Source organism: Teichococcus coralli (assembly GCF_009829925.1).
Lineage (GTDB): Bacteria > Pseudomonadota > Alphaproteobacteria > Acetobacterales > Acetobacteraceae > Pseudoroseomonas > Pseudoroseomonas coralli.
Genome location: NZ_SNVJ01000009.1, coordinates 143987 through 169697, shown reverse-complemented (window position 1 = coordinate 169697; position 25711 = coordinate 143987). Strand labels below are relative to the sequence as shown.

Annotated in this window: 26 protein-coding genes, 1 pseudogene and 1 riboswitch; of the genes and pseudogenes, 15 read left to right on the top strand and 12 right to left on the bottom strand. The window is 74.4% G+C overall.

Annotated elements, in window-relative coordinates:
• Position 1: 1 nt before the first annotated feature.
• The 7 genes from E0493_RS12515 to proV form a co-directional block, all read right to left on the bottom strand.
• The gene (locus E0493_RS12515; RefSeq protein WP_160937291.1) at positions 2-217 is read right to left on the bottom strand and encodes a DMT family transporter; all 216 of its coding nucleotides are present in this window, start codon (positions 215-217) and stop codon (positions 2-4) included.
• Positions 214-822 (bottom strand): cob(I)yrinic acid a,c-diamide adenosyltransferase, encoded by a 609-nt coding sequence (gene cobO, locus E0493_RS12510; protein ID WP_160937290.1) that lies wholly within the window; start codon positions 820-822, stop codon positions 214-216. Before cobO ends, E0493_RS12515 begins: the two co-directional genes overlap by 4 nt.
• The gene (gene cobU / locus E0493_RS12505) at positions 819-1328 is read right to left on the bottom strand and encodes a bifunctional adenosylcobinamide kinase/adenosylcobinamide-phosphate guanylyltransferase (protein ID WP_160937289.1); all 510 of its coding nucleotides are present in this window, start codon (positions 1326-1328) and stop codon (positions 819-821) included. Before cobU ends, cobO begins: the two co-directional genes overlap by 4 nt.
• A 119-nt stretch (positions 1329-1447) precedes the next feature.
• Positions 1448-2323, bottom strand: coding sequence for a glycine betaine ABC transporter substrate-binding protein (locus E0493_RS12500; protein ID WP_160937288.1), 876 nt, complete (start codon positions 2321-2323; stop codon positions 1448-1450).
• A gap of 258 nt (positions 2324-2581) precedes the next feature.
• Positions 2582-3457: a glycine betaine ABC transporter substrate-binding protein gene (locus tag E0493_RS12495; protein WP_160937287.1), complete on the bottom strand. Its 876-nt coding sequence runs from the start codon at positions 3455-3457 to the stop codon at positions 2582-2584.
• Positions 3458-3613: 156 nt separating this feature from the next.
• Positions 3614-4510: an ABC transporter permease gene (locus E0493_RS12490; RefSeq protein WP_160937286.1), complete on the bottom strand. Its 897-nt coding sequence runs from the start codon at positions 4508-4510 to the stop codon at positions 3614-3616.
• Between the two features lie 28 nt (positions 4511-4538).
• Positions 4539-5774, bottom strand: a complete 1236-nt coding sequence (gene proV, locus E0493_RS12485; RefSeq protein ID WP_160937285.1) for a glycine betaine/L-proline ABC transporter ATP-binding protein ProV — start codon at positions 5772-5774, stop codon at positions 4539-4541.
• A 462-nt stretch (positions 5775-6236) separates the two neighbouring features.
• Positions 6237-6442, top strand: a riboswitch (cobalamin riboswitch).
• Between the two features lie 131 nt (positions 6443-6573).
• Between proV and E0493_RS12480 the strand changes: the two genes are divergently transcribed.
• The 7 genes from E0493_RS12480 to cobJ all read left to right on the top strand — a co-directional run bounded on the left by E0493_RS12480 (position 6574) and on the right by cobJ (position 15029).
• On the top strand, positions 6574-6984 hold the full coding sequence (locus E0493_RS12480; protein ID WP_160937284.1) for a DUF1636 family protein: 411 nt from the start codon (positions 6574-6576) through the stop codon (positions 6982-6984).
• Complete coding sequence (gene cobW, locus E0493_RS12475; protein ID WP_160937283.1) at positions 6981-8012, top strand: cobalamin biosynthesis protein CobW; 1032 nt, start codon at positions 6981-6983, stop codon at positions 8010-8012. Before E0493_RS12480 ends, cobW begins: the two co-directional genes overlap by 4 nt.
• A 126-nt stretch (positions 8013-8138) precedes the next feature.
• Positions 8139-11474, top strand: a complete 3336-nt coding sequence (gene cobN / locus E0493_RS12470) for a cobaltochelatase subunit CobN (RefSeq protein WP_160937282.1) — start codon at positions 8139-8141, stop codon at positions 11472-11474.
• On the top strand, positions 11471-12664 hold the full coding sequence (gene cobG / locus E0493_RS12465; protein WP_160937281.1) for a precorrin-3B synthase: 1194 nt from the start codon (positions 11471-11473) through the stop codon (positions 12662-12664). The genes cobN and cobG overlap by 4 nt, the downstream gene beginning before the upstream one ends.
• Positions 12661-13293, top strand: a complete 633-nt coding sequence (locus tag E0493_RS12460; protein WP_160937280.1) for a precorrin-8X methylmutase — start codon at positions 12661-12663, stop codon at positions 13291-13293. The genes cobG and E0493_RS12460 overlap by 4 nt, the downstream gene beginning before the upstream one ends.
• A gap of 241 nt (positions 13294-13534) precedes the next feature.
• The gene (locus tag E0493_RS12455; RefSeq protein ID WP_160937279.1) at positions 13535-14260 is read left to right on the top strand and encodes a precorrin-2 C(20)-methyltransferase; all 726 of its coding nucleotides are present in this window, start codon (positions 13535-13537) and stop codon (positions 14258-14260) included.
• Between the two features lie 10 nt (positions 14261-14270).
• Positions 14271-15029 (top strand): precorrin-3B C(17)-methyltransferase, encoded by a 759-nt coding sequence (gene cobJ / locus E0493_RS12450; protein WP_160937278.1) that lies wholly within the window; start codon positions 14271-14273, stop codon positions 15027-15029.
• Here cobJ and E0493_RS12445 read toward each other — a convergent pair.
• The gene (locus E0493_RS12445) at positions 14999-15754 is read right to left on the bottom strand and encodes a cobalt-precorrin-6A reductase (RefSeq protein ID WP_160937277.1); all 756 of its coding nucleotides are present in this window, start codon (positions 15752-15754) and stop codon (positions 14999-15001) included. The genes cobJ and E0493_RS12445 overlap by 31 nt on opposite strands.
• A gap of 11 nt (positions 15755-15765) precedes the next feature.
• On the opposite strand from E0493_RS12445, the pseudogene cbiE reads away from it, so the two are divergent.
• The 3 genes and pseudogenes from cbiE to cobM form a co-directional block, all read left to right on the top strand.
• A pseudogene (gene cbiE / locus E0493_RS12440) lies at positions 15766-16971 on the top strand (precorrin-6y C5,15-methyltransferase (decarboxylating) subunit CbiE); the annotation flags it as partial.
• Entirely contained in the window at positions 16945-17400 is a 456-nt protein-coding gene (locus tag E0493_RS23375) for a cobalamin biosynthesis protein (protein ID WP_367614509.1), read from the top strand. The pseudogene cbiE and the gene E0493_RS23375, both read left to right, overlap by 27 nt.
• Positions 17397-18149: a precorrin-4 C(11)-methyltransferase gene (cobM, locus tag E0493_RS12435; RefSeq protein WP_160937275.1), complete on the top strand. Its 753-nt coding sequence runs from the start codon at positions 17397-17399 to the stop codon at positions 18147-18149. Before E0493_RS23375 ends, cobM begins: the two co-directional genes overlap by 4 nt.
• Positions 18150-18217: 68 nt before the next feature.
• Here cobM and E0493_RS12430 read toward each other — a convergent pair whose 3' ends face one another.
• Complete coding sequence (locus E0493_RS12430) at positions 18218-19327, bottom strand: cobalt-precorrin-5B (C(1))-methyltransferase (RefSeq protein WP_160937274.1); 1110 nt, start codon at positions 19325-19327, stop codon at positions 18218-18220.
• 11 nt (positions 19328-19338) lie between these two features.
• On the opposite strand from E0493_RS12430, the gene cobA reads away from it, so the two are divergent.
• Entirely contained in the window at positions 19339-20130 is a 792-nt protein-coding gene (gene cobA / locus E0493_RS12425; RefSeq protein ID WP_160937273.1) for a uroporphyrinogen-III C-methyltransferase, read from the top strand.
• Positions 20131-20208: 78 nt separating this feature from the next.
• Here the strand turns inward: cobA and E0493_RS12420 are convergent, their stop codons facing one another.
• A complete protein-coding gene (locus tag E0493_RS12420; protein WP_160937272.1) occupies positions 20209-20757 on the bottom strand; it encodes an Ig-like domain-containing protein in 549 nt (182 codons plus the stop codon).
• Positions 20757-21344: a hypothetical protein gene (locus E0493_RS12415; protein WP_160937271.1), complete on the bottom strand. Its 588-nt coding sequence runs from the start codon at positions 21342-21344 to the stop codon at positions 20757-20759. The genes E0493_RS12420 and E0493_RS12415 overlap by 1 nt, the downstream gene beginning before the upstream one ends.
• Positions 21345-21694: 350 nt before the next feature.
• On the opposite strand from E0493_RS12415, the gene E0493_RS12410 reads away from it, so the two are divergent.
• Genes E0493_RS12410 through cobS form a run of 3 tightly spaced genes read left to right on the top strand, consistent with a single transcriptional unit; the run spans position 21695 to position 24833 of the window.
• Positions 21695-23068: a cobyrinate a,c-diamide synthase gene (locus E0493_RS12410; RefSeq protein WP_160937270.1), complete on the top strand. Its 1374-nt coding sequence runs from the start codon at positions 21695-21697 to the stop codon at positions 23066-23068.
• Positions 23068-24084, top strand: a complete 1017-nt coding sequence (gene cobT / locus E0493_RS12405; protein WP_160937269.1) for a nicotinate-nucleotide--dimethylbenzimidazole phosphoribosyltransferase — start codon at positions 23068-23070, stop codon at positions 24082-24084. Before E0493_RS12410 ends, cobT begins: the two co-directional genes overlap by 1 nt.
• Positions 24084-24833: an adenosylcobinamide-GDP ribazoletransferase gene (cobS, locus tag E0493_RS12400; protein WP_160937268.1), complete on the top strand. Its 750-nt coding sequence runs from the start codon at positions 24084-24086 to the stop codon at positions 24831-24833. Before cobT ends, cobS begins: the two co-directional genes overlap by 1 nt.
• Positions 24834-24850: 17 nt before the next feature.
• Here the strand turns inward: cobS and E0493_RS12395 are convergent, their stop codons facing one another.
• Positions 24851-25369, bottom strand: coding sequence for a histidine phosphatase family protein (locus tag E0493_RS12395; RefSeq protein WP_235913738.1), 519 nt, complete (start codon positions 25367-25369; stop codon positions 24851-24853).
• A gap of 165 nt (positions 25370-25534) precedes the next feature.
• On the opposite strand from E0493_RS12395, the gene E0493_RS12390 reads away from it, so the two are divergent.
• Positions 25535-25711, top strand: coding sequence for a hypothetical protein (locus E0493_RS12390; RefSeq protein WP_160937266.1), 177 nt, complete (start codon positions 25535-25537; stop codon positions 25709-25711).

Here is a 25711-nt window from a genome sequence, read left to right as displayed (position 1 = left end):
CTCAGTGTCCCGCCGGCTTCGGAAAGAGGCGCGCCACGGCGACTCGGGCGGCATTCGGGTCCAGCATCGCCGGGAGGTCCGGCGCATGGCGGAGCCAGGTCCAGCCCGTCGCCGCCGCGCGCCCGGCGCGCGTGAAGCCGCCGCTTGCCTTCAGGGCGGAGGTCGCGACCACCTCCGCCAGGATGGCCACGCCGAGGGCGGCATGGGCCCGCCTCAAAACTCGATTCCCGCCTGCGCCTTCACGCCGGCGGCGAAGTGGTGCTTCACCGGCTTCATCTCGGTGACCATGTCCGCCGCCTCGATCAGTCCCGCCGGCGCGTTGCGGCCGGTGACGACGACATGCAGCCCCGCCGGCCGCGCGGCCAGCCCCGCCAGCACCTCCTCCAGCGGCAGGTAGTCGTAGCGCAGCGCGATGCAGAGCTCGTCCAGCACCAGCAGGCCGAGGTCGCCAGCGGCCATCATCCGCTTCGCCTGCTCCCAGGCGCGACGGCAGGCGGCGACGTCGCGCGCGCGGTCCTGCGTCTCCCAGGTGAAGCCCTCGCCCATGCTGTGCCATTCCAGCATGGCATAGGCCTCCAGCAGCCCGCGCTCCCCGGTGGACCAGGCGCCCTTGATGAACTGCACCACGCCGACGCGCCGCCCACGGCCCAGCATCCGCAGCGCCAGGCCGAAGGCGGCGGTGGACTTGCCCTTCCCCGCGCCGGTGTGGACCATCAGCAGGCCCTTCTCGACGGTCTTGGCGGCCACCTCGGCATCCTGCACCGCCTTGCGCTTCGCCATCTTCTCCTGATGGCGCGCGGCCTCGTCGCGATCCTCGGTCATGACTCCCCCTTCAGCACCAGCGGCAGGCCGGCGGCAATGAAATGCACCGTGGCCGCCCGCGCCGCCAGCCGCTGGTTGAGCACGCCGGCGGCATCGCGGAAGCGCCGCGCCAGCGCGTTCTCCGGCACGATGCCGAGCCCCACCTCGTTGGCCACCAGCACGGTGGGTGCGGCGCGCGCATCCAGCGCCGCCTCCAGCGCCGCCGTGGCGGCCACGACGTCATGCCCGCCGAGCATCAGGTTGGTCAGCCAGAGCGTCAGGCAGTCCACCAGCGCCGGGCGCGCCTCCGCCGCGCCCAGGGCGGCGGCGAGGTCGAGCGGCGCATGGAGGGTCCGCCAATCCGCGCCGCGCCGCGCCTGATGGGCGGCAATGCGGTCGCGCATCTCGTCGTCCCAGGCCTCGGCGGTGGCGACATAGGCCCAGGGCGCGGGGTGGCGGGCGATCAGCGCCTCGGCGTGACGCGACTTGCCCGACCGGGCGCCGCCAAGAACAAGCGTGAAGGGCATGACCGGACCGGGTTAGCCGATTTTCCCCGGAGCGCCAAAGCCGGGGTGCGCGGCGCCGATGCACGAAGGGGGCGGCACGACGCCGCCCCCCCCTCTTCCGATCGCGCCGCGCGCAGGCTTCAGCCGGCGGCGCCGCCCAGCCAGCCGGCAACCCGCTCGCGGTGGGTGGCGATGTAGTCCGCAACCGCCGCTTCCGCATTCTCCTCCCGCACCTTCAGCATCGCCTTCTCCAGCTCCTCGAGCGGCATGCGCAGGCGCGAAAGGAAGGCGGCCACCTCCGGGCGCTCCTCGTGCAGGCCAAGCCGCCCGGCACCGAGGATCCGCTCCTCCTCGCCCATGGCCAGCCGGGGATCGTCGAGGTAGCGGAGCTCGAACTTGTTGAACATCCAGTGCGGGTTCCAGCCGGAGTAGACGATCCAGTCCCCGCCGCGGATCGCGCGCTGAAGCATCGCCAGCATCCCGGCCTCGCCGGATTCCTGCACGCGGTAGTCCAGCCCATAGGCCTTCACGGTCTCATGCACGAGCCGGGTCATGCCCGCGCCGGGCTCGATGGTCTGGATGCGGCCGTCCATCCGGTCGCGCACCGCCGGCTTCGCCAGGTCGGGGATGGCGGCCACCTCGCTCCGCGGCACATAGGCCGGCACCACCAGCCCCATCCGTCCGGTGTAGATCTGGCCAAGCTTCTCGACCTTGCCCTCGGCGCGCTTCCAGTAGTCCCGGTGGGTCTTGGGCAGCCAGCACATCAGCACGGCGTCCAGGTCCCCGCGCATGACGCCCTGGTAGAGTGGCGCCACGTCGGTCTGCACCAGCCTGACCGGTGTGCCCAGGCGGTCCTCGATCAGCTTCGCCGCCAGCTTCGTGATGAACTCGGCATCCGTCCAGGGCGCATAGCCCAGCTTGATGGGGCTGTCCGGCCGCGCCTGGAGGGTGCCGGAGGCGAGCGTGGTGGCGAGGCCGGCGGTGAGGCCGAGGATCTGGCGCTTGTTGAGCAGCATGGAGACTCCTGGTGAAGGGACGGGGCCACGCCTGGAGGTGGTCCGGCCGGCAGGCATGCGCGCGGCGGGCCGCCCGGAGGCGCGCCCCATGCGACGGGGAGGATGCGGCCGCCCCTCGGTCGGGCGGCGAAGCGCGGGAGGAGGCGGAAGGGATTCTCAACGCCCCCGGCACGCGGCGCGCGCTTCAGGCGGCAGCCGCGTGCCGCCGCGAACGGGCCGGGGAGCGTGCCTCCCCGGCCCTTTCCGGAACGGCCGGGATCAGCTCTGCGCGAACCAGCTCTTCACGCGGTCCTTGTGGTTGCCGATGTAGTCGGCCACCGCCGCGTCGGCGCTCTCCTGCTGCGCCTTCAGCATCGCCTTCTCCAGCTCGCTGAGCGGCATGTTGAGGCGCGAAAGGAAGGCGGCCACCTCCGGGCGCTCCTCCTTCAGCTTCGGGCGCCCCAGGGCGATGACCTCCTCCTCGCCGCCCAGCGCGCCCTTCGGGTCGGCCAGGTAGCGCAGGTCGTACTTGCCGAACATCCAGTGCGGGCTCCAGGCAGTGGCCACCACCCACTTCTCCTGCCGCATGGCGCGGTCCACCATGCTGAGCATGGCAGCCTCGCTGGACTCCTGCAGCGTGTAGTCGTCCAGGCCGTATTCCTTCAGCGCCTTGTGCGACAGGCGCGTCAGGCCGGCACCCGGCTCAATGCCCTGGATGCGCCCGTTCAGCTTCTCGCGCACCTCCGGCTTCGTCAGGTCGGCGATCGAGGCGAGCTCGGCATCCGGCACATACTTCGGCACCACCCAGCCCAGACGGGCGCCGCTGTAGAGCACGCCGAGGCGCTCCACCTTGCCCTGCACGCGCTTCCAGTAGTCGGCATGGGTCTGCGGCAGCCAGCACATCAGCATGGCGTCCACGTCGCCGCGGGTGAGGCCCTGGTAGAGCGGCGCCACGTCGGTCTGCACCAGCTCGACCTCCGTCTCCAGCCGGTCCTCGATCAGCTTGGCGGCGAGGCGGGTGATGAACTCGGCGTCGGCCCAGGGGGCGAAGCCCAGCTTGATCGGCTCGCCGGACTGCGCGCGCGCAGTGCCGGCGGTGAGGCCCATCGCCAGGCCGGCGGTGAGGCCGAAGAGCTCGCGCTTCTTGAGCAGCATGGGATTTCCTTTTCGGGTTTGCCTGTGACGGGCCGGGCAGGAAAAGGTCGGGGGAAGGAATTCCCCCGAACCCCCATCTTCTTTCTGACAGAAAAAAGAAGGGGGGCCTGGGGGGAATTCATTCCCCCCAGCCTTCAGCCCGGCAGGAATGAAGGATCAGGCCTTGACGGGCTGCGCCGCGGCCTCGCCGTTGCGCCGGGCGAACAGCGCCCGCAGCCCGGAGGGCGCGCGCTTCTGGCCGAAGCTCTGGGTGATGCGGTCCAGCAGCACCGCCAGCACCACCACCGCGAGGCCGCCCTCGAAGCCGGTGCCGACGTCGAGCCGCTGGATGCCCGTCAGCACGGTGTTGCCGAGCCCGCCTGCGCCGATCATCGAGGCGATCACCACCATCGAGAGCGACAGCATGATGGTCTGGTTGATGCCGGCCATGATGGAGGGCAGCGCGTTCGGAATCTGCACCTTCAGCAGCAGCTGCATCGGCGTGCAGCCGAAGGCCTCGCCCGCCTCGATGAACTCGTGGTGCACCTGGCGGATGCCGAGATTGGTCAGCCGCACCACCGGCGGCATGGCGAAGATCACCGTAGCGATGGTGCCCGGCACCGCGCCGAGGCCGAAGAACATCGCGGCCGGGATCAGGTAGACGAAGGCCGGCATGGTCTGCATCAGGTCGAGCGCCGGCCGCGCCACGAGCTGCACGCCGTTGCTGCGCGCCATGGCGATGCCGAGCGGCACGCCGATGACGATGGCGATGGCCGTGGCGGCGAGCACGAGGGAGAGCGTCTCCATCATGCGCTCCCACAGGCCCATGCCGCCGATCAACAGCAGCGCGGCGACGGCAAACACGGCGAACTTCCAGCCGACCCGCCACAGCGCCAGCAGCGCGATGACGGCAACGGCGGCGAGCATCGGCACGCCGGTCAGCGCCGCCCGGATGCCGTCCGTGACGAAGCCGATGCCGGCGGCGATGGCGTCCAGCGCCGGGGTGAAGTGGTCGAGCACAAAGTTGACCACGGCATCGGCGCCCTCGCCGATGCCCAGGTTCCAGTCCTGCATGGGGCGTATTCCTTCGGCGAAGAGGCGCTCAGTTGCCCGAGCGGTCGAGCGTCCGCAGCAGCGTGGACTTGCTGATGGCGCCGACATAGCGGCGGTCCGCGTCCACCACCGGCACGGGGTGCGGGCTCTCCGCCACCTTGCCCATCACGTCGGACAGCGTCTCATCGGCGGCGATCGGCTCCACCTCGGCCAGGATTGCCCTGCGATAGGGGTCCTCGGCGCCGCTGCGCGCGGCCCGCGCCAGCGAATCGGCGCTGACCATGCCGTGGTAGGTCTTGTCGCGGCCGACAACGATGGCGATGTCGCGGTCGTGCTGCCGCATCCGCTCCAGCGCGGCGGGCACGGCGAGGCCGCGCCGCTCGATCAGCGTCACCTGCGATTCGCGGGCGATGTCGCCGGCACGGAACACCTGCGTGACGTCCACGTTGCGGAAGAAGGACCGCACGTAGTCGTTCGCCGGGCTGCTGACGATCTCGTCGGGCGTGCCGACCTGCACCACCTCGCCATGCTGCATGATGGCGATGCGGTCGCCGATGCGCATGGCCTCGTCGAGGTCATGGCTGACAAAGACGATGGTGCGGCTGTGCTCCGCCTGGAGGCGCAGCAGCTCGTCCTGCATCTCGGCGCGGATCAGCGGGTCGAGCGCCGAGAAGGCCTCGTCCATCAGCAGCACGGTGGGCTCGCTCGCCAGGGCACGGGCGAGGCCGACGCGCTGCTTCATGCCGCCCGAGAGCTGGTCCGGCCGGCTCTCCACATAGGCGCCGAGGCCGACGGCCTGCAGCGCCGCTCGCGCCTTCTCGCGCCGCTCCTGCTCGCCCACGCCCGCCACCTCCAGGCCGAAGGCGGCATTGTCCAGCACCGTGCGGTTGGGCAGCAGGGCGAAGGACTGGAACACCATGCTCATGTCCCGCCGGCGCAGCGCGATCAGCTCGCGCTTCGACATCCGGGTGATGTCCTGCCCGTCCACCAGGATCTCGCCCGCGGAGGGCTCGATCAGGCGGTTGATCAGGCGCAGCAGGGTGGACTTGCCGGAGCCCGAGAGCCCCATGATGACGAAGATCTCGCCGGCGCGGATGTCGAAGCTCGCATCCTTCACGCCCAGGGTGCAGCCGGTGGCCGCGTGGATCTCCTCCTTGCCGCGGCCCTCATGGACCATGCGGATGGCCGCCTCGGGCCGGTCGCCGAACACCTTGAAGACGTTGCGGAGCGCGATCTTCACCGGCGCCGGGGCATCCTCGCCCGTCGTCTGGGTAGCTGTTTCCATCGTCCTCTGACCTGCCGCTTGCCGGATGGCGCGGCTTCACCTCCGTGAATTCTCAGAGCGGCAGACACGCTGGCGGGCCTGGAGGGGACCCTGCGGTGATTGCCCTGAAAGGGCCATAATTCTGTGTCGCCGCCACGACGTCTGGTGCGGTCTAGACCAGTCGCATGGAATTGTCCACCCCTTAGGGAAAGTCGTTCCCCCCGCCCCGCGGGGTCGGGGAAATGAAGATCCCGGGCAGGAGATGGTTTCGCAGCCAACCGACAAAATTATCGCAATAGGAATGCGAACTACGCTTCGCCGCAGGCGAAAGAATCTGAACGTTTCTATGCTGCCGCATGGAAAGATTGTCCGATCCTGCCGGCATTTCTCGGCGTTGCCATGATCCGGGCGGCAATGCTGTGCGCGAGAGTGGAACTTCCTTCCGCGGCCGCGAGACGGGGTTTGACTCCCTGCCTCCCTCCCGCCTACGAACCGCCTGATGGTCCTTTCCCGTGGGGAAGGTGAAAAGGGAATGCGGTGCCGGGTCCCCGACCCCATGCCGCGGCTGCCCCCGCAACTGTAAGCGGAGAGCGATCCGCCGCCATGGCCACTGGAGCATCGCTCCGGGAAGGCCGGCGGGCCGCGTTCGATCCGCGAGCCAGGAGACCTGCCATCACCCATCGGATCGTGCCACCGGGCGGGGTGCCCCGGCGGGCGGCGATGCGGCCGGGCATCCAACCCCGGCGCCTCGGTCCCGCGTGGCGACGCGCGGGCGGTCGGCATCCCGCGTCGAACCGCGCCCCCGGGCGCAGGAGCGTGCATGGAGCCGTCCAACGAGCCCGCGCCGAAGCCGCGCCTGGTGGTCTGCACCACCTGCCGCGCCGGCCACCCCCTGGCCGAGGGCGAGATCCCGCCCGGCCGCCGGCTGCACGACGCCCTGGCCACGGCGCTGGCCGGCCATGTCACGCCGCCGGTCGAGCTGCACCCCGTCGCCTGCCTCGCCGCCTGCGACCATGGCTGCACCGCGGCGATGGCCGCGCCGGGCAAGTGGACCTACCTGCTGGGCCACCTGACGCCCGACCTGGCTGACGACCTCCTGGCCTATGGCGCCACCTACGCCGCGCATGCCTCCGGCGCCGTGCTGCCCTCGCGCCGCCCGGAGTCGCTGCGCAAGGTGGTGCTGGGCCGCCTCCCCGCGCTCGACGCCCCTCCGAAGGACACCGCCGCATGACCACGCTCGACAAGGTGCCCGCCACCATCGTCACCGGCTTCCTGGGTGCCGGGAAGACGACGCTGGTGCGCCATCTGATGCAGCACGCCAACGGCCGCCGCATCGCCATCATCGTCAACGAGTTCGGCGCCCTCGGCGTGGATGGCGAGACGCTGAAGGACTGCGGCATCCCGGGCTGCGAGGCCGAGAACATCGTGGAACTCGCCAATGGCTGCCTCTGCTGCACCGTGGCGGACGACTTCATCCCCACCATGCAGGCCCTGCTCGACCGCCCCGAGCCGCCCGGGCACATCCTGATCGAGACCTCCGGCCTCGCCTTGCCGAAGCCGCTGATCAAGGCCTTCAACTGGCCCGCCATCCGCTCCCGCGTCACGGTGGATGGCGTGGTGACGGTGGTGGATGCCCCCGCCGTCGCCGAGGGCCGCTTCGCCGACGATCCGGAGGCCGTCGCCGCCCAGCGCGCCGCCGACCCGTCGCTCGACCACGACAACCCGCTGGCCGAGGTCTATGAGGACCAGCTCAATGCCGCCGACCTGGTGGTGCTGAACAAGGCCGATTTGCTGGACGAGGCCACCCTCGCGGCGCTCCGCGCCGAGATCGCCGCCCGCCTCCCGCGCGCCGTGAAGGTGGTGCCGGCGCGCGAGGGCGCGCTGGAGCCGGCCGTGCTGCTCGGCCTTGACGCCGCCGCCGAGGACGACCTCGCCGCCCGCCCCTCGCATCACGACGCCGAGGACGGCGCGCACGAGCACGACGACTTCGACAGCTTCGTCCTGCCCCTGCCGGACTACGACACGCCCGACGCCCTGCTGGCCCGCCTGCCGGACGTCGCCGCGATGCATGACGTGCTGCGCATCAAGGGCTTCATCCGCCTGAAGGACAAGCCGATGCGGCTGGCCGTGCAGGGCGTCGGCCGCCGCTTCCGCCACCACTTCGACCGGCCCTGGACCGACGACCGCCAGGGGCATCTCGTGGTGATCGGGCAGCAAGGGATGGATCGCGAGGCCGTCGCGCGCGCCATCCTGGGGTAGGGCCGGCCAGGGGGCGCCACTCCCCCTGGACCCCCCCGCCGCCGGATGGGAGATCCAAGAACCTCAGGTTCTTGGTGGGGAGAGTTTGAGAGGGGCAAGGCCCCTCTCAACAACGGGAGACAGACCTTGCATCTGCTGCGGCAGGAAACGCGAAGCCTGGAGGAGGATGCGGCGGCGGTCGATCTCGGCCATGCCCCGGCCGATCTCGTGCTGCTTTCCTTCACCGACAGCGACCTCGGCGCCGCCGCCACCGCCTGGGAAGCCCTGCCCACGCCGCGCCCCTCCCTGCGCCTGGCCAACCTGGCGCAGCTGCGCCACCCCATGTCGGTGGACCTCTACGCCGAGGACGTGCTGGCGCGTTCCCGCTGCGTGGTGATCCGCCTGCTGGGCGGCCTGGAATACTGGCGCTACGGCGCGGAGGAGGTTGCCGCCCTCTGCCGCCGCGCGGGCATTCCGCTCGCCCTGCTCCCCGGCGACGGCCGCGCCGACCCGCAGCTCGCCGCCCTTTCCACCGTCCCGCCCGAGGCCTACGCCCGCCTGGACGCCTCCCTGCGCGAAGGCGGCCCGGAGAACCTGGGCAGCGCCCTGCGCTTGGCCGCCCACCTCGCCGGCCTCGCGCCCGACGACGCCCCGCCGCCCCGTCCCCTCCCCGCCTGTGGCGAGCACCCGCTCGGCGGCGAGGAAGCCGACCCGCAGGCGGTGCTGGTCTTCTACCGCTCCCACCTCCTGGCCGGCGACGTCGCCCCGATGCTCGCCCAGGCCGAGGCGCTGCGGGCGCGCGGCCTGCGCGTGCGCGGCCTTTTCGCCGCCAGCCTGAAGGACGCCGCCTGCGCCCGCTTCGTCGCGGACCGCCTCGCCGCCTGGCGCCCCACCGTGGTGCTGAACGCCACCGCCTTCTCCGCCCGCCAGGGGAACGCCTCGCCGCTGGATGCCGCCGGCGCGCCGGTGCTGCAACTGCTGCTCTCCGGCGCCCCGCGCGAGGCCTGGGCCGCCTCGACGCGCGGCCTCTCGCAGAGCGACCTCGCCATGCAGGTGGTGCTGCCCGAGCTGGACGGCCGCCTGCTCACCGCCGCCATCGGCTTCAAGCAAGAAGCAACGCCGATCCCCGGCCTGGACTATGCCCGCACCCTTTTGGCGCCCGACGCCGAGGGCATCGCCCTGGCCGCCGACCGCGCCGCCGGCTGGGCGCGCCTCGCCGCCACCCCGGCGGCGCAGCGCCGCGTCGCCGTCCTGCTCTCCGATTATCCCGCCGCCGGCGGACAGGCCGGACACGCCGTCGGCCTCGACAGTTTTGCGAGCCTCGCCGCGCTGCTGGAGGACCTCGCCGGTGCCGGCTACCAGCTCGATACCCCACCGCCGGCCACCGCCGCGCTCGCCCGCAGCCTGACCGAAGGCCCGGCCACGCCCTTCCTGCCACTCGCGGACTACCGCGCCCGCTTCGCCACCCTTCCCGCGCCGCTCCGCGAGGCGGTCACCGCCGCCTGGGGCGCCCCGGACGAGGACCCTGCCTGCCGGGATGGCGCCCTCACCCTGCGCCACCTTCGCCTCGGCAACCTGCTCCTGGCGGTGCAGCCCGACCGCGGCAGCGTGTTCGACCGCCGCGCCGGCTACCACGACCCCGACACGCCGCCGCGCCACGCCTATCTCGCCTTCTATCTCTGGCTCCGCGCGGGCTTCGGCGCCCATGCGCTGGTCCATCTCGGCACGCATGGCACGCTGGAATGGCTGCCCGGCAAGGCGGCCGCCCTTTCCGAAGCCTGCGCCCCGGCGGCGCTGCTGCGCGGCCTGCCGGTGGTCTATCCCTTCATCGCCAACAACCCCGGCGAGGCGGCGGTGGCCAAGCGGCGGCTCGGCGCCGTCACCATCGGCCACCTGACCCCGCCGCTGAAGCCCGCCGGCCAGCACGGCGCCGCGCTCGAACTGGAGCGGCTGATCGACGAATACGCCGCCGCCGACGGGCTGGACCGCCGCCGCACCGCGCTCCTCCGCCGCGCCATCCTCGACCGCGCCGAGGAGACCGGCCTGCTCGCCGAGGGCCATATCCCGCGCGACCTGCCGGAGGAGGATGCCCTCGCCCGCCTCGACGCCTGGCTCTGCGACGTCAAGGAGATGCAGATCCGCGACGGGCTGCACGTCTTCGGCCGCGCCCCCGCGCCGGAGCGCCGCAGGGCCCTGCTCGCCGCCCTCGCCCGCGCCGCGCCGGGCTTCGACGCTGCCCGCCTCGACGCCGCCGCCCCCGCCGAGCGCGCCGCGCTGCTCGCCGCGCTCGACGGCCGCTTCATCCAGCCCGGCCCCGCCGGCGCCCCCACGCGCGGCCGCGCCGACGTGCTGCCCACCGGCCGCAACCTCTTCAGCATCGACCCGCGCGGCGTGCCCACCCGCTCCGCCCTCACCCTGGCCGAGAAGGCCGCCGCCGAACTGCTCCGCCGCCACCGGCAGGAGCAGGGCGACTGGCCGCGCGCCCTGGTGCTCGATCTCTGGGGCAGCGCCACCATGCGCACCGGCGGCGAGGACCTGGCCCTCGCCCTGGTCCTGCTCGGCGCCCGCCCCGCCTGGGACGAAGCCTCCGCCCGCGTCACCGGGGTTGAAATCCTGCCCCTCGCCCTGCTCGACCGCCCGCGCGTGGACGTCACGCTGCGCATCTCCGGCCTGTTCCGCGACGCCTTCCCGGCGCAGATCGCCCTGTTCGACAGCGCCGTGCGCGCCATCGCCGGTCGCGACGACGAGGCGCCCGACTGGAACCCGCTGGCCGCCGCCGCCCAGGGCTTGGAAGGTGATGCCCTGCGCCGCGCCACCGCCCGCATCTTCGGCGCTGCCCCCGGCTTCTACGGCACGGGGCTGGAGGAGCGCATCGCCCGTGGCGCCTGGGAAAGCCGCGACGAGTTGGGGCGGGCTTGGCTCGACGCCTCCGCCGCCACCTATGGCCAGGGCCTCGAAGGCACGCCGGACCGCGCGGCGCTGGCCGCCCGCGTCACCGCCGCCGAGGCCTTCCTGCACACCCAGGACCACGCCGAGACCGACCTGCTCGACAGCCCCGACTACGCCGCGCACGAGGGCGGCTTCGCGGCGGCGGCGGCGGCGCTCGGTGCCACCCCCGCCCTCTACCACGCCGACACCGCCACCCCCGACGCTCCCCGCCTGCGCGGCCTCGCCGAGGAGGTCGCCCGCGTGGTGCGCGCCCGCGCCGCCAACCCGGCCTGGATCGCCGGCATGATGCGCCACGGCCATCGCGGCGGGGGCGAGATCGCCCGCGCGCTGGAGGGGCTGCACGCCTTCGCCGCCACCCTGCCCGAGCGGCTCGACCCGCAGTTCGACCTGCTGTTCGACGCCACCCTGGGCGACCCCGCAGTGCGCGCCTTCCTGGCGGCCAACAACCCCGCCGCCCTGGAGGCCATGCGCGCCCGCTTCGCCGAGGCGCGCGAGCGCGGCCTCTGGCGCCCCCGCCGGAACGACACGCCATGACCGTCCGCGGCTGGTGCCCCACCCTCTTCGAGCCCATGGCCTCCGGCGATGGCCTGCTGCTGCGCGTGAAGCCCCGCGCCGCGCGCCTTACCGCCACCCAGGCCCGCGCCCTGGCCGAGGCCGCCGCCCGCTACGGCAATGGCTGGCTCGACCTGACCCACCGCGCCAACCTGCAGGTCCGCGGCCTGCGCCCCGAGACGGTCGCGCCTTTCACCGAAGCCATGCTCGACGCCGGCCTCGCCGACCCGGACCCCGGCGTGGAGCGCCGCCGCAGCATCGTCGCCCCGCCCCTGCTGGGCGCCGATTCCGCCATTCCCGCATCGGCCGCCGACTGGCTCGCGGCCCTGGAGGCCCTCCTGGCCGACCAGACCCTCGCCGCCCTTCCCTCCAAGTTCGGCCTCGTGCTGGATGGCGGCGGCGCGCTCCCGCTGCACGGCGTGGAAGCCGACCTGATCCTCCGCCTCGGCGCTTCCGGCGCCGCGCTCCACCTTCCCGGCGCCGACCTCCACGCCCCCGGCGCCACCCCCGCCGCCGTCGCCGCCCTGCTGCGGGCCTTCCTCGCCATTCCCGGCGCGCGGCGGATGCGGGATTCGGTGCGCAGGGCCGGCGCTCCCGCTCTTTTCGCGGCCGCCGGGCTGCGCGCCGAACCCGCGTCCGCCCCCGGCCCGGCGCCGCAGCCCATCGGCTGCCACCGGCTTGGCGTGCATGCCGCCCTCGGCCTCGGCATCCCCTTCGGCGCCCTCCCCGCCGTCACCCTGGGGCACCTGGCGCACCTCGCCGAGCGCCATGGCGACGGCACGCTCCGCCTCACCCCCTGGCGCGCCCTGCTGCTGCCCGGCCTGGCCGACCCTGCCCCCGTCCTCGCCGCCGCCACCGGCCTGATCGCCGACCCCGCCGACCCGCGCCTGCGCCTGCGCGCCTGCCCCGGCACCCAGGGCTGCGCCAGCGGCCTGGCCGACACGCGCGCCGATGCCGCCACCCTGCTCGGCATGGGCGCCGTGCCGCGCATGGGCTTGCTGCATCTCTCCGGTTGCGCCAAAGGCTGCGCGCATCCGGCCCCGGCGGCCGTCACCCTCGTGGCCGAGGCGGAAGGACGCTACGCCCTGATCCGCCATGGCCGCGCCGGCGACCCGCCCGCCCGCGCCGGGCTGACCCTGGCCGAGGCAGCGGCGGAACTGGAAGAACCATGAGCGGCCCCTACGACTACATCCGCGACGGCGCGGCGATCTACGAGAAGTCCTTCGCCACCATTCGGGCGGAGGCCGACCTCGCGCGCTTCACCCCCGCCGAGGCGCGGGTCGCGGTGCGCGTCATCCATGCCTGCGGCCTCGTGGGAGTCGCGCGCCACATCCGCTTCGCCCCCGGCTTCACCGCCGCCGCCGAGGCCGCCCTGAAGCGCGGCGCCCCCATCCTCTGCGATTCCAGGATGGTCGCGCACGGCATCACCCGCGCCCGCCTGCCCGCCAACAATGAGATCCTCTGTACCCTGGACGCCCCCGGCGTGCCGGAGCGTGCCCGCGCCATCGGCAACACCCGCTCCGCCGCCGCGCTGGACCTCTGGGGCGAGAAACTCGACGGCGCCCTCGTCGCCATCGGCAATGCGCCCACCGCGCTCTTCCACCTGCTCGAACTGCTCGACGCCGGCGCCCCGCCCCCTGCCGCCGTCATCGGCATGCCCGTGGGCTTCGTTGGCGCCGCGGAATCCAAGGAAACCCTCGCGGCCGACAACCGCGTGCCCTGGATGATCGTCGAAGGCCGCCAGGGTGGCAGCGCCATGGCCGTGGCCGCCGTCAACGCCCTGGCCACGGAGCGCGAATGATGCGCGGACAGGAAGCAAGCCTGGGGGAGATGAACTCCCCCAAATCCCCTCCTTGTTCTGTCAGTTTTCCGGTGCTCACGGCGAGGGCCGCACCCCCCCGCAGCCGCCGGGGCTGCTGCAGCCCCGGCGCGGGCGCCCGTTTCCAGAGCCCCCGAACTGACAGAAAGAAGAAGAAGGGGCCTCGGGGAGAATTTATTCTCCCCCAGTGCTACCCGCTGTCGGATGACAAGGTGCGCCGCGCATGACGGGCACGCTGCACATCCTGGGCATCGGCCCCGGCGACCCGGAGCTGATCACCCTGCGTGCCGCGCGCCTCCTCGCCGCCGCGCCCGTCTTTGCCTGCTTCGCCAAGCGCGGCCGCCCGGGCAACGCCCGCACCATCGCCACGCCGCACCTCAATCCGGCGGCCGAGGAACTGCGCTTCGAATACCCCTTCACCACCGACCTGCCGGTGGAGGACCCGCGCTACCCCGCCGAGATGGCCGCCTTCTATGACGCCTGCGCGTCGCGCATCGCCTCCCATCTGGAAGCCGGCCGAAACGTGGCCCTGCTCTGCGAGGGCGACCCCTTCCTCTACGGCTCGGCCATGTACCTGTTCGACCGGCTGCGCGCCGCGCACCGCGTCGAGGTCACGCCCGGCATCACCGCCATGGCCGGCTGCTGGTCCCGCGCCGGCCTGCCGATGGTGCATGGCGACGACATCCTCGCCATCCTCCCCGCCACCATGCCCGCGGCTGAGCTGGCGGACGCCCTGCGCCGCTGCGACGCCGCCGTGGTGATGAAGCTCGGCCGCAACCTGCCCAAGCTGCGCGCCGTGCTGGCCGAGCTCGGCCTCACCGGGCGCGCCGTCTATGCCGAGCGCGGCACCATGCCCGGCGAGGTCATCCTGCCCCTCGCCGAGCGCGACGACAGCCCCGCCCCCTACTTCTCCCTGGTGCTGATCCAGGGCCGCCAGGGCCAACGATGAAGGGCCAGCGATGAGCGGCTGGCTGCGCATCATCGGCCTCGGCCCCGGCGACACCGCGCTCCGCACCCCCGAGGCGGACGCAGCCCTCGCCGCCGCCACCGACCTGGTGGGCTATGGCCCCTATGTCGCCCGCGTGGCCGCCCGCCCGGAGCAGCGCCGCCACGAAACCGACAACCGCCAGGAACTCGACCGCGCCCGCCATGCGCTGGCGATGGCGCAGTCCGGCGCCCGCGTCGCCGTCGTCTCCTCCGGCGATGCCGGCGTCTTCGCCATGGCCAGCGCGGTGTTCGAGGCCGTCGAGCACGGCCCGCCCGAATGGCGCGCGCTGGACATCGCGGTGCTGCCCGGCATTTCCGCCATGTTCGCCGCCGCCGCCCGGCTCGGCGCGCCGCTCGGCCATGATTTCTGCGCCCTTTCGCTGTCCGACAACCTGAAGCCCTGGCCGCTGGTCGAGCGGCGCCTCACGGCCGCCGCCGGGGCCGGCTTCGTCATCGCCCTCTACAACCCGGTCTCGCGTGCCCGCCCCTGGCAGCTCGGCCGCGCCTTCGAACTGCTGCGCGGCCTGCTCCCCGGCGAAACGCCCGTCGCCTTCGCCACCGCCGTCAGCCGCCCGGAGGAGCGCATCGAACTCCGCCCCCTCGCCGACGCCGACCCGGCGCTGGCCGACATGCGCACGCTGGTGCTGATCGGCTCCGCCGCCACCCGCGGCATCGCGCGGGAGGGCGCGCGCCCCTGGCTCTACACACCCCGCTCGGCGAGCAGCCCGTGAAGCCAGTGCAGCGCCCCCGCGACATCCGGCACGCGCGCCAGCCCCTCGGGCGCGGGCGGACGCGCCAGCAGCCGCACGGGAATGCCCCTCTCCCGCGCCGCGACGAGCTTGGCCGCCACCGCCGCCCCTCCCGAGTTCTTGCTCACCAGCACCTCGACCCCGTGCCGGCGCAGCAGCGTGCGCTCCTCCTCCAGCGCGAAGGGGCCGGTGGCGGTCAGCACCTCGGCACCCGGCGGCAGGCTGGCGGGATCGGGCGGGTCCACGCTGCGGATGACGTAGTGGTGCCAGGGCGCGGCGCGGAAGGGCGCCAGCTCCTTCTGCCCCACGGTCAGCAGCACGCGGCGCGGCGCCTCGCCCAGCGCGGCCATCAGGGCGGCCATGTCGGGGAACTCGGCCCAGTCGTCGCCCGGCTGCGGCGCCCAGGCCGGCCGGTCCACCCGCAGCAGGGGCACGCCGCAGCGCGCGGCGGCCTCGGCGGCGTGGCGCGTCATCCGCGCGGCGAAGGGGTGCGTGGCGTCCACCACGGCGCCGATGCGCTCGGCGCGCAGATACTCCACCAGCCCCGCCACGCCGCCGAACCCGCCGATGCGCGTCGGCAGCGGCTGCGGGCGCGGCGCGCGGGTGACGCCGGCCAGGGAAAGGGTCGCGTCGAGTTGCGCATGGCCCGCCAGGGCGCGTGCCAACGCGGCGCCTTCCGTCGTTCCTCCCAACACCAGAACCCGCATAATCCCCCGCGATGAGCGCTCCCTGGCTGTCCATCCTGGGCATCGGCGAGGACGGCGTCGAGGGCCTCTCCCCCGCCGCCGCGACGCTCCTCGCCTCGGCCTCGGCGGTGTTCGGCGGGCAGCGGCACCTGGCGCTCGCCGCGCCGCTGCTGCGCGGCAGCGCGCATCCCTGGCCCAGCCCGATGCTGGACGGCCTGCCCGACCTGCTCGCCCGGCGCGGCGAGCCGACGGCGGTGCTGGCCTCGGGCGACCCCTTCTGCTTCGGCATCGGCGCCACCCTGGCGCGGCACCTCGCGCCCGAGGAGTTCCTCTGCCTGCCCGCGCCCTCCGCCTTCGCCCTGGCCTGCGCCCGGCTGGGCTGGGCGTCGCAGGACTGCGCCACGCTCTCCTTCTGCGGCCGCCCGCTGGAGCCCTTGCTCCCCTTGCTTCAGCCCGGCGCGCGCATCCTCGCCCTCTCGGCGGATGCCGGCACCCCCGCCGCCGTCGCCGCGCTGCTGACCGGCCAGGGCTTCGGCCCGACGCGGATGCACCTGCTGGAGGCCCTGGGCGGCCCGCGCGCCCGCCACCGCGCCACCACCGCCGCCGAGTTCGACCTCACCCCCGATCCGCTGAACCTGCTGGCGCTGGAGGTCATCCCCGGCCCCGGCGCGCGGATCATTCCGCTCGCCCCCGGCCTGCCGGAGCATTTCTTCGAGCAGGACGGCCAGATCACCAAGCGGGAGGTGCGCGCCGTCACGCTCGCGGCCCTCGCCCCGCGCCAGGGCGAGCTGCTTTGGGACATCGGCACCGGCAGCGGCTCGGTGGCGATCGAGTGGATGCTGCGGCACCCGGCGAACCGCGCGATCGGCCTGGAGCCGCGTCCCGACCGCGCCGCGCGGGCCGCGCGCAACGCGTTGGCGCTGGGCGTGCCGGGCCTGCGCGTGGTGCAGGCGGCGGCGCCGGCGGGCCTTTCGGGCCTTCCCACGCCGGACGCCGTCTTCCTGGGTGGTGGCGCCGCTGGCGAGGGCGTGCTGGAGGCCGCCTGGGCGGCGTTGCGTCCTGGTGGCCGCCTGGTGGCCAATGCCGTGACGCTGGAGACCGAGGCCGCCCTGACCGCCGCCCATGCCGCCTGGGGCGGCACGCTGACGCGGCTCGGCGTGGAGCGCCTGGACCGCGTGGGCGGCTTCCACGGCTACCGCCCCGCGATGACGGTGACGCAGTACGCGGTGGAAAAGCCGAGGGCGGGGTCCTGGGTGACACTGTCGCCCCGGCGGAGGGGTCCAGGGGAGGCGACGCCTCCCTTGGCCACGGCCGGGCTCGGGCTCCGCCCCTCGGCCTCGACGGCCGCGATCGTCGCCCTGGTCCGCCATGCCGAGTCCCTGGCGGGCCTGCGCGTCGGCCGCCTGGCTGCCCCCGCCTTCCGCCGCAACCTCCCCGCCCTGCCTGAGGCCGCCTTGGCGCTGGGCGTTGAGCTGGTCTTCCTCGACCATGACGCCCTGCTGGCCGTGCAGGATCGCTGCCCCACCCGTTCCGAGGCCGCCCTGCGCGCCACCGGCATCGCCTCCGTCGCCGAGGGCTGCGCCCTGGCCATGGGCGGCGCGCTGGTGCTGCCGCGCATCGTGGAGGGCGGCGTCGCCTGCGCCATCTCGACCGAGACCATCGAATGACCGTGCATTTCATCGGCGCCGGCCCCGGCGCGCCCGACCTCATCACCCTGCGCGGGCGCGACCTGCTGGCCGCCTGCCCCGTCTGCCTCTATGCCGGCTCCATCGTGCCGCCCGCGCTGCTGGCGCATTGCCCGCCCGGCGCCCGGCGGGTGGACACCGCCCCGCTCGACCTCGACGCCATCGAGGCCGAGTACCTGCGCGCCCACCAGGCCGGGCAGGACGTGGCGCGGCTGCATTCCGGCGACCTTTCCGTCTGGTCGGCGGTGGCCGAGCAGATCCGCCGCCTGGAACGGCACGGCATCCCCTACACGCTGACGCCCGGGGTCCCCTCCTTCGCCGCCGCCGCCGCCGCCCTCGGGCGCGAGCTGACCGTGCCGGAAGTGGCGCAAAGCGTCGTGCTCACCCGCGTCTCCGGCCGCGCCTCCGCCATGCCGGCGGGGGAGACGCTGGAGGCTTTCGGGGCGACCGGCGCCACCCTCGCCATCCACCTCGCCATCCACGCCCTCCCGCGGATCGTCGGAAGCCTCGCCCCGCTTTACGGCGCCGATTGCCCGGTCGCCATCGTGGTGCGCGCCTCCTGGCCGGATGAGCGTATCCTGCGCGGCACCCTCGGAGACATCCTGGCGAAGCTCGAAGCCGAGCCCGCCGAGCGCACGGCGCTGATCCTGGTGGGGCCGGCCCTCACCGCAGGGGATTTCCGGGACAGCGCGCTCTACAGCGCGGATTACCAGCGGCGGTTCCGGTCATGAGGAGAACGATCGGGGGGGAGGAATTCCCCCCGAACCCCCCATTTTTTTCCTGTCAGTTGCGGCGCATCTCACACGCGCGCCAGCAAGGCGCCGTCACGGCCGAACAGCGCGACATCCACAACGATGCCGCCGCCCTCGACGACGCGCTGCGCCGTCTCCCGCGCCCGCCGCGCCACCGCCTCAGGCAAGCCCACGCCCTCTGCCGCCGCGAGGTTGAAGGCCTCCAGCGCCGTGTTCGCGCCCGCAATGCGGACGCACAGCCCCTCCCCGGCCCCGGCGCCCCGCGCCAGGTCGGCCAGCGCCGGCAGGTCCACCCCGCCCCGGCGGGAATGCAGGTCCAGCCGCCCCTGCGCCAGCTTGGTCAGCTTCGCCAGGCCGCCTGCGACTGTCACGCGCGGCACCGGATGCGCCCGCAGGTACTTCAGCATCCCGCCGACGAAGTCGCCCATGTCGATCAGCGCCTGTTCCGGCAGCCCGTCCAGCTCCGCGATGGCGGCCTCCGAGGTGCTGCCGGTGGCCCCGGCCACATGCGGCAGCCCGAGCGCCCGCGCCACGTCGATGCCGCGCTGGATCGAGTGGATCCACGCCGCGCAGGAATAGGGCACCACCACCCCCGTGGTGCCGAGAATGGACAGCCCGCCCAGGATGCCCAGCCGCGGGTTCATGGTCCGCTGTGCGATCCGCTCGCCACCGGGGATGCCGATCTCCACCCGCGCATCCGCCTCCCCGCCGGCCACCTCCGCCAGCGCGCTGCGGATCATCGCGCGCGGCGCCGGGTTGATGGCGGGCTCCCCGGGCGACACCGGCAGGCCCGGCAGCGTCACGGTGCCCACCCCTTCCCCGGCGGCGAACACCACCCCGCTGCCCGGCGGCAGCAGCCGCACCGTCACGCGGACCAGCGCGCCATGCGTCACGTCCGGGTCGTCCCCGGCATCCTTGACGATCGCGGCCATGGCCGCGCCACCCGGCAGCAGCGCCTGCTCGGCGAGGGCGAAGGCCGGCCGTTCGCCGCGCGGCAGGGTGATGGTCACGGGGTCGGGGAAGGCGCCCGTCCGCAGCGCGGCAAAGGCGGCCTTCGCCGCCGCCGTGGCGCAGGCGCCGGTGGTCCAGCCCCGGCGAAGCGGTTCGTCCTGTTGCGGCACGCCGTCATCCCTAGCGCCGCCGCCGCCGCCTGTCATGCGGGGGCGCGATGAACCGCCTGGCCGTCCTGGAAACCTTGCTCGGCCAGCCCGCGCCGGTGCTGGAGGCGGGGCATGTCTGGCTGGTCGGCGCCGGGCCGGGCGATCCGGGCCAGCTCACGCTGGACGCCGTCGCCGCCCTCGCCCAGGCCGAGACGCTGGTGCATGACGAGCTGGTGGACCCGCGCATCCTCGCCCTCGCCCCCGAGGGCGCCGAGCGGCTCTACATGGGCAAGCGCGGCGGCCGCCCCTCGGCGCGGCAGGCCGACATCACCGCGGCATTGATCGAGCAGGCCCGCGCCGGCCGCCGCGTGGTCCGGCTGAAGGGCGGCGACCCCTATGTCTTCGGCCGCGGCGGCGAGGAGGCGCTGGCCCTGGCCGAGGCCGGCATTCCCTTCCGCGTGGTGCCGGGCCTGACGGCGGGTCTGGCCGGGCTGGCGGCCGCCGGCATCCCGGCCACGCAGCGCGGCGTGAACCAGGCCGTGGTGCTGGCCACCGGCCATGCCGCCGAGGGCGCCGACGAGGCGCTGGACTGGGCGGCGCTGGCGCGGCTCGGCCAGCCGCTGGTGCTTTACATGGCGATGCGCCGGCTGGAGGCGATCGCGGTCGCGCTGCTGGCCGGCGGCCTGGCGGCGGAAACCCCCGTCGCCGTGGTGGCCGAGGCGACGACCCCGCGCGAGCGGGTGCTGGTCTCGACGCTGGCGGACGTGACGGGCGCGGTGCGCCGCGCCGGCATGGCGGCGCCTGCCGTGGTGGCGATCGGCGGCGTGGTGTCGCTGCGGGGGCGGCTGCGCCCCGGGTGATGCCGGGGTCCGGGGGGGGGGAGGCTATCCCCCGCCCCCGGCCAGGGCTCCAGGAGGCGCCGCCCCCTGGACCTGCGGTCAGCGCTTAGCCTTGGCCGCCGGCTTGCTCGCCGCCGGCTTGCCGCTGGTGCTGACCGGGGTCGGCTCGGTCACGCGTGGCGTCACCACGGCCGGCGCCGCGGCGGCCACCGGCTGCGCCACGCCCTGCACCGTTGCATTGACGCGCAGCGTGGTGGAACCCGGCAGCAGGCGCACGGTGAAGGAGTCCGTGCCGACGAATCCCGGGTCCGGCGTGTAGTCCACGCGGGTCCAGTCGCCCACCGTGTGCACCTGCACGCGGCCATGGTCCGGGCGGGCCGCCAGCAGGCCGGCATCGAACGGCGCCGGGCCGGGGCGGGAAACCTTCACGCCGCACCAGCCGCCGTCATTGCCGACGGTCATCGCCACTTCGGTCTGCTGCGCATCCACGAGCTTCGGGTTCTCGGGAACGGTGCAGAGCTTGGCGCCGCCCACCATGTCGATGGCGTAGACCGGGCGGGTGGACTGCACGACCGGCGTTTCCGGCTTGGCGCAGGCGGCGAGCAGCGCCGGCAGGGCCAGGGACGCCCAGAGCAAGCCATGGCGCATCAACGGGAAGCCTTGCGGATCGGGGTGCGGGCCGCCTTGGCGGGGGCGGCGGGGGTCACGGCGGAGGGCGCGCAGCTTCCCATCGAGGCGGGCAGCAGGTCCTTCGCGGCGGCGTAGGGCGCCAGCTCGGCGGCGCTGGGGAGGGACATCACTTCCTTGAAGAGCATGGCGTTGCGAGCGCAGAAGTCGGCGCCGACACGGTTGGCCTCCTGCGCGCGGGCATTGGCCAGGTTGGTGATGAAGGTGTCGTTCGCCTTCTGGCCGGCGCGGCGGTCGCGGCCGGTGAAGTGGTCGATCACCGAGTGGTCGTTGGCGCTCAGCACCGGCTGGTAACGGGTGATGAAGGCGTTGTAGGCCTCCTCGTTGCGGCAGGTGGTGGCGACCACCATCAGCTCGGTCTTCAGCGCCGAGATCTCGAACATCTTCTGCTGCTCCTCCGAGGTGCAGCGGAAGGGCGCGGCGAAGGCGCCGGTGGACACACAGAGCGTGCTGAGCATCAGCAGCCCGGCGAGCCCGCGACGGGCGCCGCGGGCGAGGCGGCTCGGTTGGGCGGAACGCGTCTCAGGAAGCAGGTGGCGCTGAACCATGCCCCTCTCCTCTCCGATCGTGTACTGCGCGCGGTGGTGCCGCGGACTGGCTGCGGAAACGTGGATTCTGCTGGTCGGGCAGGGAGGCGGCGGCGTTTTCTCCGGCCATCCGGCCTTTCGATCACCGTCGCGTTAGTGCCCGCCGCTGAATACCGTGCCGCCCGGTTGCAGAGCAAGGGTAACCATTCGTTCGCACGCAGTTTGCAGATCCAGCAAATCAGTTTCTTACGCCATGTTGCTGAGACACCATCTCCGCCGCGCCGCAAGCTCCGCGCCTGCCCCGCGCCCGCAACTGTGCTAACCCGGCCGCGGCGGCGGCGGCGGCGGCGGCGATGGAAGGAAAACAAGGGATGCACGGGGCGGAAGGAGGCGGGGCAGGCCGCGGGCTGGTGATCGGCGCGCCGCGCTCCGGCGCGGGCAAGAGCACCGTGACCATGGCCCTGCTCGCGGCGCTGCGGCGGCGCGGGCTGCGGGTGGCCGCCGCCAAGTCCGGCCCCGACTACATCGACCCTGCCTTTCACGCCGCCGCCTGCGGGCGCCCCAGCCCGAACCTCGACAGCTGGGCCATGCCTGCCGCCCTGCTGGACGAAGTGGCCGCGGACGCGGCGGCGGACCGGGACGTGCTGCTGGTCGAATCCGCCATGGGCCTGTTCGACGGCGCCGGCCCCATCCCCGGCCGGCAGGGCAGCGCCGCCGACCTCGCCGCCCGCTTCGGCTGGCCGGTGCTGCTGGTGCTGGATGTGTCCGGCCAGTCGCAGTCGGCGGCGGCGGTGGCGCGCGGCTTCGCCACCCACCATCCCGCGGTGCGAGTCGCGGGCGTGGTGCTGAACCGGGTGGGCAGCGAGCGCCACCGGCTGGGCGCGGCCGGGGCGATCGGCGCCATCGGCCTGCCCGTGCTCGGCGCGCTGCCGCGCGATCCCGGCATCGCCCTGCCCGAGCGGCATCTCGGCCTGGTGCAGGCGCGCGAGCTTGGCACCCTCCCCGCCCTGCTGGAGCGGCTGGCCGACCTCGCCGAGGCGCATCTCGACCTCGACGCCCTCCTCTCCGCCGCCGCGGGCGTGCCCCGGCAGGCGCCCGCCCCTGCCCCTGCCCCTGTCCATGCCCCTGCCCCTCCTGCCCTCGCCCTGCCCCCGCCGGGCCAGCGCATCGCCGTGGCGGAGGATGCCGCCTTCAGCTTTCTCTACCCGCATGTTGTGGCCGGCTGGCGCGCCGCCGGAGCCACGCTGCACCCCTTCTCCCCGCTGGCGGACGCCCCGCCGCCACCCGACTGCGACGCCTGCTGGCTTCCCGGCGGCTATCCCGAGCTGCATGCCGGCCGCCTCGCCGCCGCCACGGGCTTTCTCGGCGGCCTGCGCCGCTTCGCCGAACGGCACGCCGTCCACGGCGAGTGCGGCGGATACATGGTGCTGGGCGCTGGGCTGGAGGATGCCGAGGGCCGCCGCCACGCCATGGCTGGCCTGCTCGGGCACGCCACCAGCTTCGCCAAGCGGAAGATGCATCTCGGCTACCGCGAGGCCCGGCTGCTGGCGGACGGGGTGCTTGGCCCGGCCGGCGCGGTCCTGCGCGGCCACGAGTTCCATTATGCCCGCGTGACCGAGCCCGGCGGCGACGCTCCGCTGGCCGAGCTGGCCGATGCCGGCGGGCAGCCGCTGGGCCCTGCCGGTGGGCGGCGCGGCCTGGTCAGCGGCAGTTTCTTCCATGCCATCGCCCGGCAGGACCGCTGATGCCCGACTTCTCCAGCCTCGCCACCCTGCGCGCCGCCGCCCTCGCCCCGCCACCGGGCGACGAGGCCGCCGCCGCCGCCGTCGCCGCCCGGCAGGCGCAGCTCACCAAGCCGCCGGGCAGCCTCGGCCGGCTGGAGGAGCTGGCCGCCTGGCTGGCGCGCTGGCAAAGCCGCGCGATGCCCCGGCTGGAGCGGGTGCAGGTGCTGGTCTTCGCCGGCAACCACGGTGTCGCGGCGCGCGGCGTCTCGCCCTATCCGGCCGCCGTCACCGCGCAGATGGTGGCCAACTTCGCCGCCGGGGGTGCCGCCATCAACCAGCTCGCCGCCCTGGCCGGGGCGGCGCTGCGGGTGGTGCCGCTGGCGCTGGAGCGCCCCACCGCCGACATCACGGCCGCCGCCGCCATGGCCGAGGCGGAGTTCCTCGACGCGGTGGCAACCGGCGCCGCCTCGCTGGACCCCGCGGCGGACCTGCTCTGCCTGGGCGAGATGGGCATCGCCAACACCACGGCCGGCGCCGCGCTGGCGGCCGCGCTGTTCGGCGGCCGCGGCGCCGACTGGGCCGGGCGCGGCACCGGCGTGGATGCCGAAGGCCTGTCCCGCAAGCAGGCGGCGGTGGATGCCGCCCTGGCCCAACACCCCGAGGCGCGACGGGATCCGCTGGAAGCCGCGCGGCGCCTCGGCGGGCGCGAGCTGGCCGCCATTCTCGGCGCGACGCTCGCCGCCCGTCATCACCGCATCCCCGTGCTCCTCGACGGCTTCACCGGCACCGCCGCCGCCGCGCCGCTGGCGCTGCTGGCGCCCGGCGGGCTCGACCACGCCCGCATCGGCCATGTTTCCGCCGAGGCCGGCCACCGCCGCCTGCTGGCCGCGCTGGAGCAGCAGGCGCTGCTCGACCTGGGCATGCGGCTCGGGGAGGCGTCCGGCGCCGCGCTGGCGGTGCCGCTGCTGCGGGCGGCGCTGGCCTGCCACGCCGGCATGGCCACCTTCGCCGAGGCCGGCGTCGCGGACCGCGCCTGATGCTGCGTGCCCGGTTCGCCGAGCTGGCCGCCGCCTTTGGCCTGCTGACCCGCCTGCCGGTCGGCGCCCTGCCGCAGCCGCCGGACGCCGCCGGATACGCCCGCGCCGCCTGGGCCTGGCCGCTGGCCGGCGCGGCGGTGGGCGCGCTCGGGGGTGCCGCCCAGGCGCTGCTCACCGCCGCCGGCCTGCCGCCCGCGCTCGCCGCCCCCTGGGCGCTGGCGGCGATGCTGCTGGCGAGCGGCGCCCTGCACGAGGACGGCCTGGCCGATACCGCCGACGGCTTCGGCGGCGCCCGGAACCCCGCGCGCAAGCTGGAGATCATGCGCGACAGCCGCATCGGCAGCTTCGGCGCGCTGGCCCTGGTGCTTTCGCTGGCCCTGCGCGGCGGTGCGCTGGCGGAGCTGGCGGCGCCCCTGCCCGCCATGGCCGCCGCGGGCGCCCTGGCCCGCCTGGCGATGCTTCTGCCGCTGCTGGCGCTGCCGCCGGCGCGGCGCGACGGCCTCGCCGCCGGGCTGGGGCGCCCGCCGCTCGCCGCCGCCCTGGGCGCGCTGGCCGTCGCGGCCATCCTGGCCGCGCTCCTGCTGCCTGCCGGCGCGGCCTTGCTGGCCCTGGGGGCGGCACTGGCCGGCGCGGCGGCGCTGGCGGCCCTGGCAGGGTCGCAGATCGGCGGGCAGACCGGCGACGTGCTCGGCGCCTCCGCCGTGCTGGCCGAATGCGCGGCACTCTCCGTGCTGGTGGCGCTGCGCTGAAGGCATTCGCGCTGCCTTCAGCGCGGCGCGCCTCCCTGCCCCGCCACGCGCACGGTCCCCATTGGCTGGGCAGGCGCCAGCAGATCCACCGCCCGTCCTTCCAGCAGTGCCGCGAGCACCTTCAGCGGCCCGCCATGCGAAACCACCACCGTTCCGGCCTGCAGCTCCGCGTGGAAAGCCCGCACCCGCGCCACCAGCCCGGCGCCGCTTTCCCCTCCCGGCGGAGCGAAGCCCCAGGGGTCGGCGGCCCATTCGTCCAGTGCCGGCCGCGGCACCGCCTCCCAGGCCAGCCCTTCCCAGGCGCCGAAATCCAGTTCCAGCAGGCGCGCGTCCAGCACGACCGGAAGTCCCCGTGCCACGCCGATCGCCGCCGCCAGCGCGCGGCAGCGCCGGGCCGGGCTGCTGACCAGCCGGGCCGCCGGAAAGCTCCGCAAGGCCGCCAGCACCGGCGCGGGCTCGGCCATGCGGCCGGGCGAAAGGTCCAGCCGGCCATAGCAGTGGCCCGGCGGCATGTCGGTCGGCAGGTGCCGGACCATGGCGACGGCCCCTATTCCCGCCGGTTCCGCTTGCGCTTCGCGCGCATTCGCTCGGTCTCGCACACGTGATGGTCGCATCACTGAACCATCGCGAAGGTGATGCGCTTGTGAGGGAGTGGCTTGCCAGATGTCTGGCCACCTCGCTGGATCCGAAGGAGAGACCGCTTGCCCATCACGCCTCCCGTCCCGAGCCGCGGCACCGACAAGGCCACCGTCACCCGCCTGGGTGCGGCGGAAGCCGCGCGCCAGCAGAAGCTGCTGCAGGTGCCGGGAGCCATCGGAAGGCGGCCCGAGCCCGTCGCTCATGCCGCCTCGCCGGAGCCGCATTCCCGCATCCGCTGA

Coding starts and splice junctions, on each gene's coding strand:
- E0493_RS12480 (WP_160937284.1), top strand. CDS start 6,574: ATGGAGCCGTCCAACGAGCCCGCGCCGAAGCCGCGCCTGGTGGTCTGC.
- cobU (WP_160937289.1), bottom strand. CDS start 1,328: ATGCCCTTCACGCTTGTTCTTGGCGGCGCCCGGTCGGGCAAGTCGCGT.
- E0493_RS12410 (WP_160937270.1), top strand. CDS start 21,695: ATGCACGGGGCGGAAGGAGGCGGGGCAGGCCGCGGGCTGGTGATCGGC.
- E0493_RS12445 (WP_160937277.1), bottom strand. CDS start 15,754: ATGCGGGTTCTGGTGTTGGGAGGAACGACGGAAGGCGCCGCGTTGGCA.
- cobA (WP_160937273.1), top strand. CDS start 19,339: ATGAACCGCCTGGCCGTCCTGGAAACCTTGCTCGGCCAGCCCGCGCCG.
- cobS (WP_160937268.1), top strand. CDS start 24,084: ATGCTGCGTGCCCGGTTCGCCGAGCTGGCCGCCGCCTTTGGCCTGCTG.
- E0493_RS12495 (WP_160937287.1), bottom strand. CDS start 3,457: ATGCTGCTCAAGAAGCGCGAGCTCTTCGGCCTCACCGCCGGCCTGGCG.
- cobJ (WP_160937278.1), top strand. CDS start 14,271: ATGAGCGGCTGGCTGCGCATCATCGGCCTCGGCCCCGGCGACACCGCG.
- cobT (WP_160937269.1), top strand. CDS start 23,068: ATGCCCGACTTCTCCAGCCTCGCCACCCTGCGCGCCGCCGCCCTCGCC.
- E0493_RS12460 (WP_160937280.1), top strand. CDS start 12,661: ATGAGCGGCCCCTACGACTACATCCGCGACGGCGCGGCGATCTACGAG.
- E0493_RS12500 (WP_160937288.1), bottom strand. CDS start 2,323: ATGCTGCTCAACAAGCGCCAGATCCTCGGCCTCACCGCCGGCCTCGCC.
- proV (WP_160937285.1), bottom strand. CDS start 5,774: ATGGAAACAGCTACCCAGACGACGGGCGAGGATGCCCCGGCGCCGGTG.
- E0493_RS12395 (WP_235913738.1), bottom strand. CDS start 25,369: ATGGTCCGGCACCTGCCGACCGACATGCCGCCGGGCCACTGCTATGGC.
- E0493_RS12415 (WP_160937271.1), bottom strand. CDS start 21,344: ATGGTTCAGCGCCACCTGCTTCCTGAGACGCGTTCCGCCCAACCGAGC.
- cobW (WP_160937283.1), top strand. CDS start 6,981: ATGACCACGCTCGACAAGGTGCCCGCCACCATCGTCACCGGCTTCCTG.
- E0493_RS12430 (WP_160937274.1), bottom strand. CDS start 19,327: ATGACAGGCGGCGGCGGCGGCGCTAGGGATGACGGCGTGCCGCAACAG.
- E0493_RS12455 (WP_160937279.1), top strand. CDS start 13,535: ATGACGGGCACGCTGCACATCCTGGGCATCGGCCCCGGCGACCCGGAG.
- cobG (WP_160937281.1), top strand. CDS start 11,471: ATGACCGTCCGCGGCTGGTGCCCCACCCTCTTCGAGCCCATGGCCTCC.
- E0493_RS12420 (WP_160937272.1), bottom strand. CDS start 20,757: ATGCGCCATGGCTTGCTCTGGGCGTCCCTGGCCCTGCCGGCGCTGCTC.
- cobM (WP_160937275.1), top strand. CDS start 17,397: ATGACCGTGCATTTCATCGGCGCCGGCCCCGGCGCGCCCGACCTCATC.
- cobO (WP_160937290.1), bottom strand. CDS start 822: ATGACCGAGGATCGCGACGAGGCCGCGCGCCATCAGGAGAAGATGGCG.
- E0493_RS12490 (WP_160937286.1), bottom strand. CDS start 4,510: ATGCAGGACTGGAACCTGGGCATCGGCGAGGGCGCCGATGCCGTGGTC.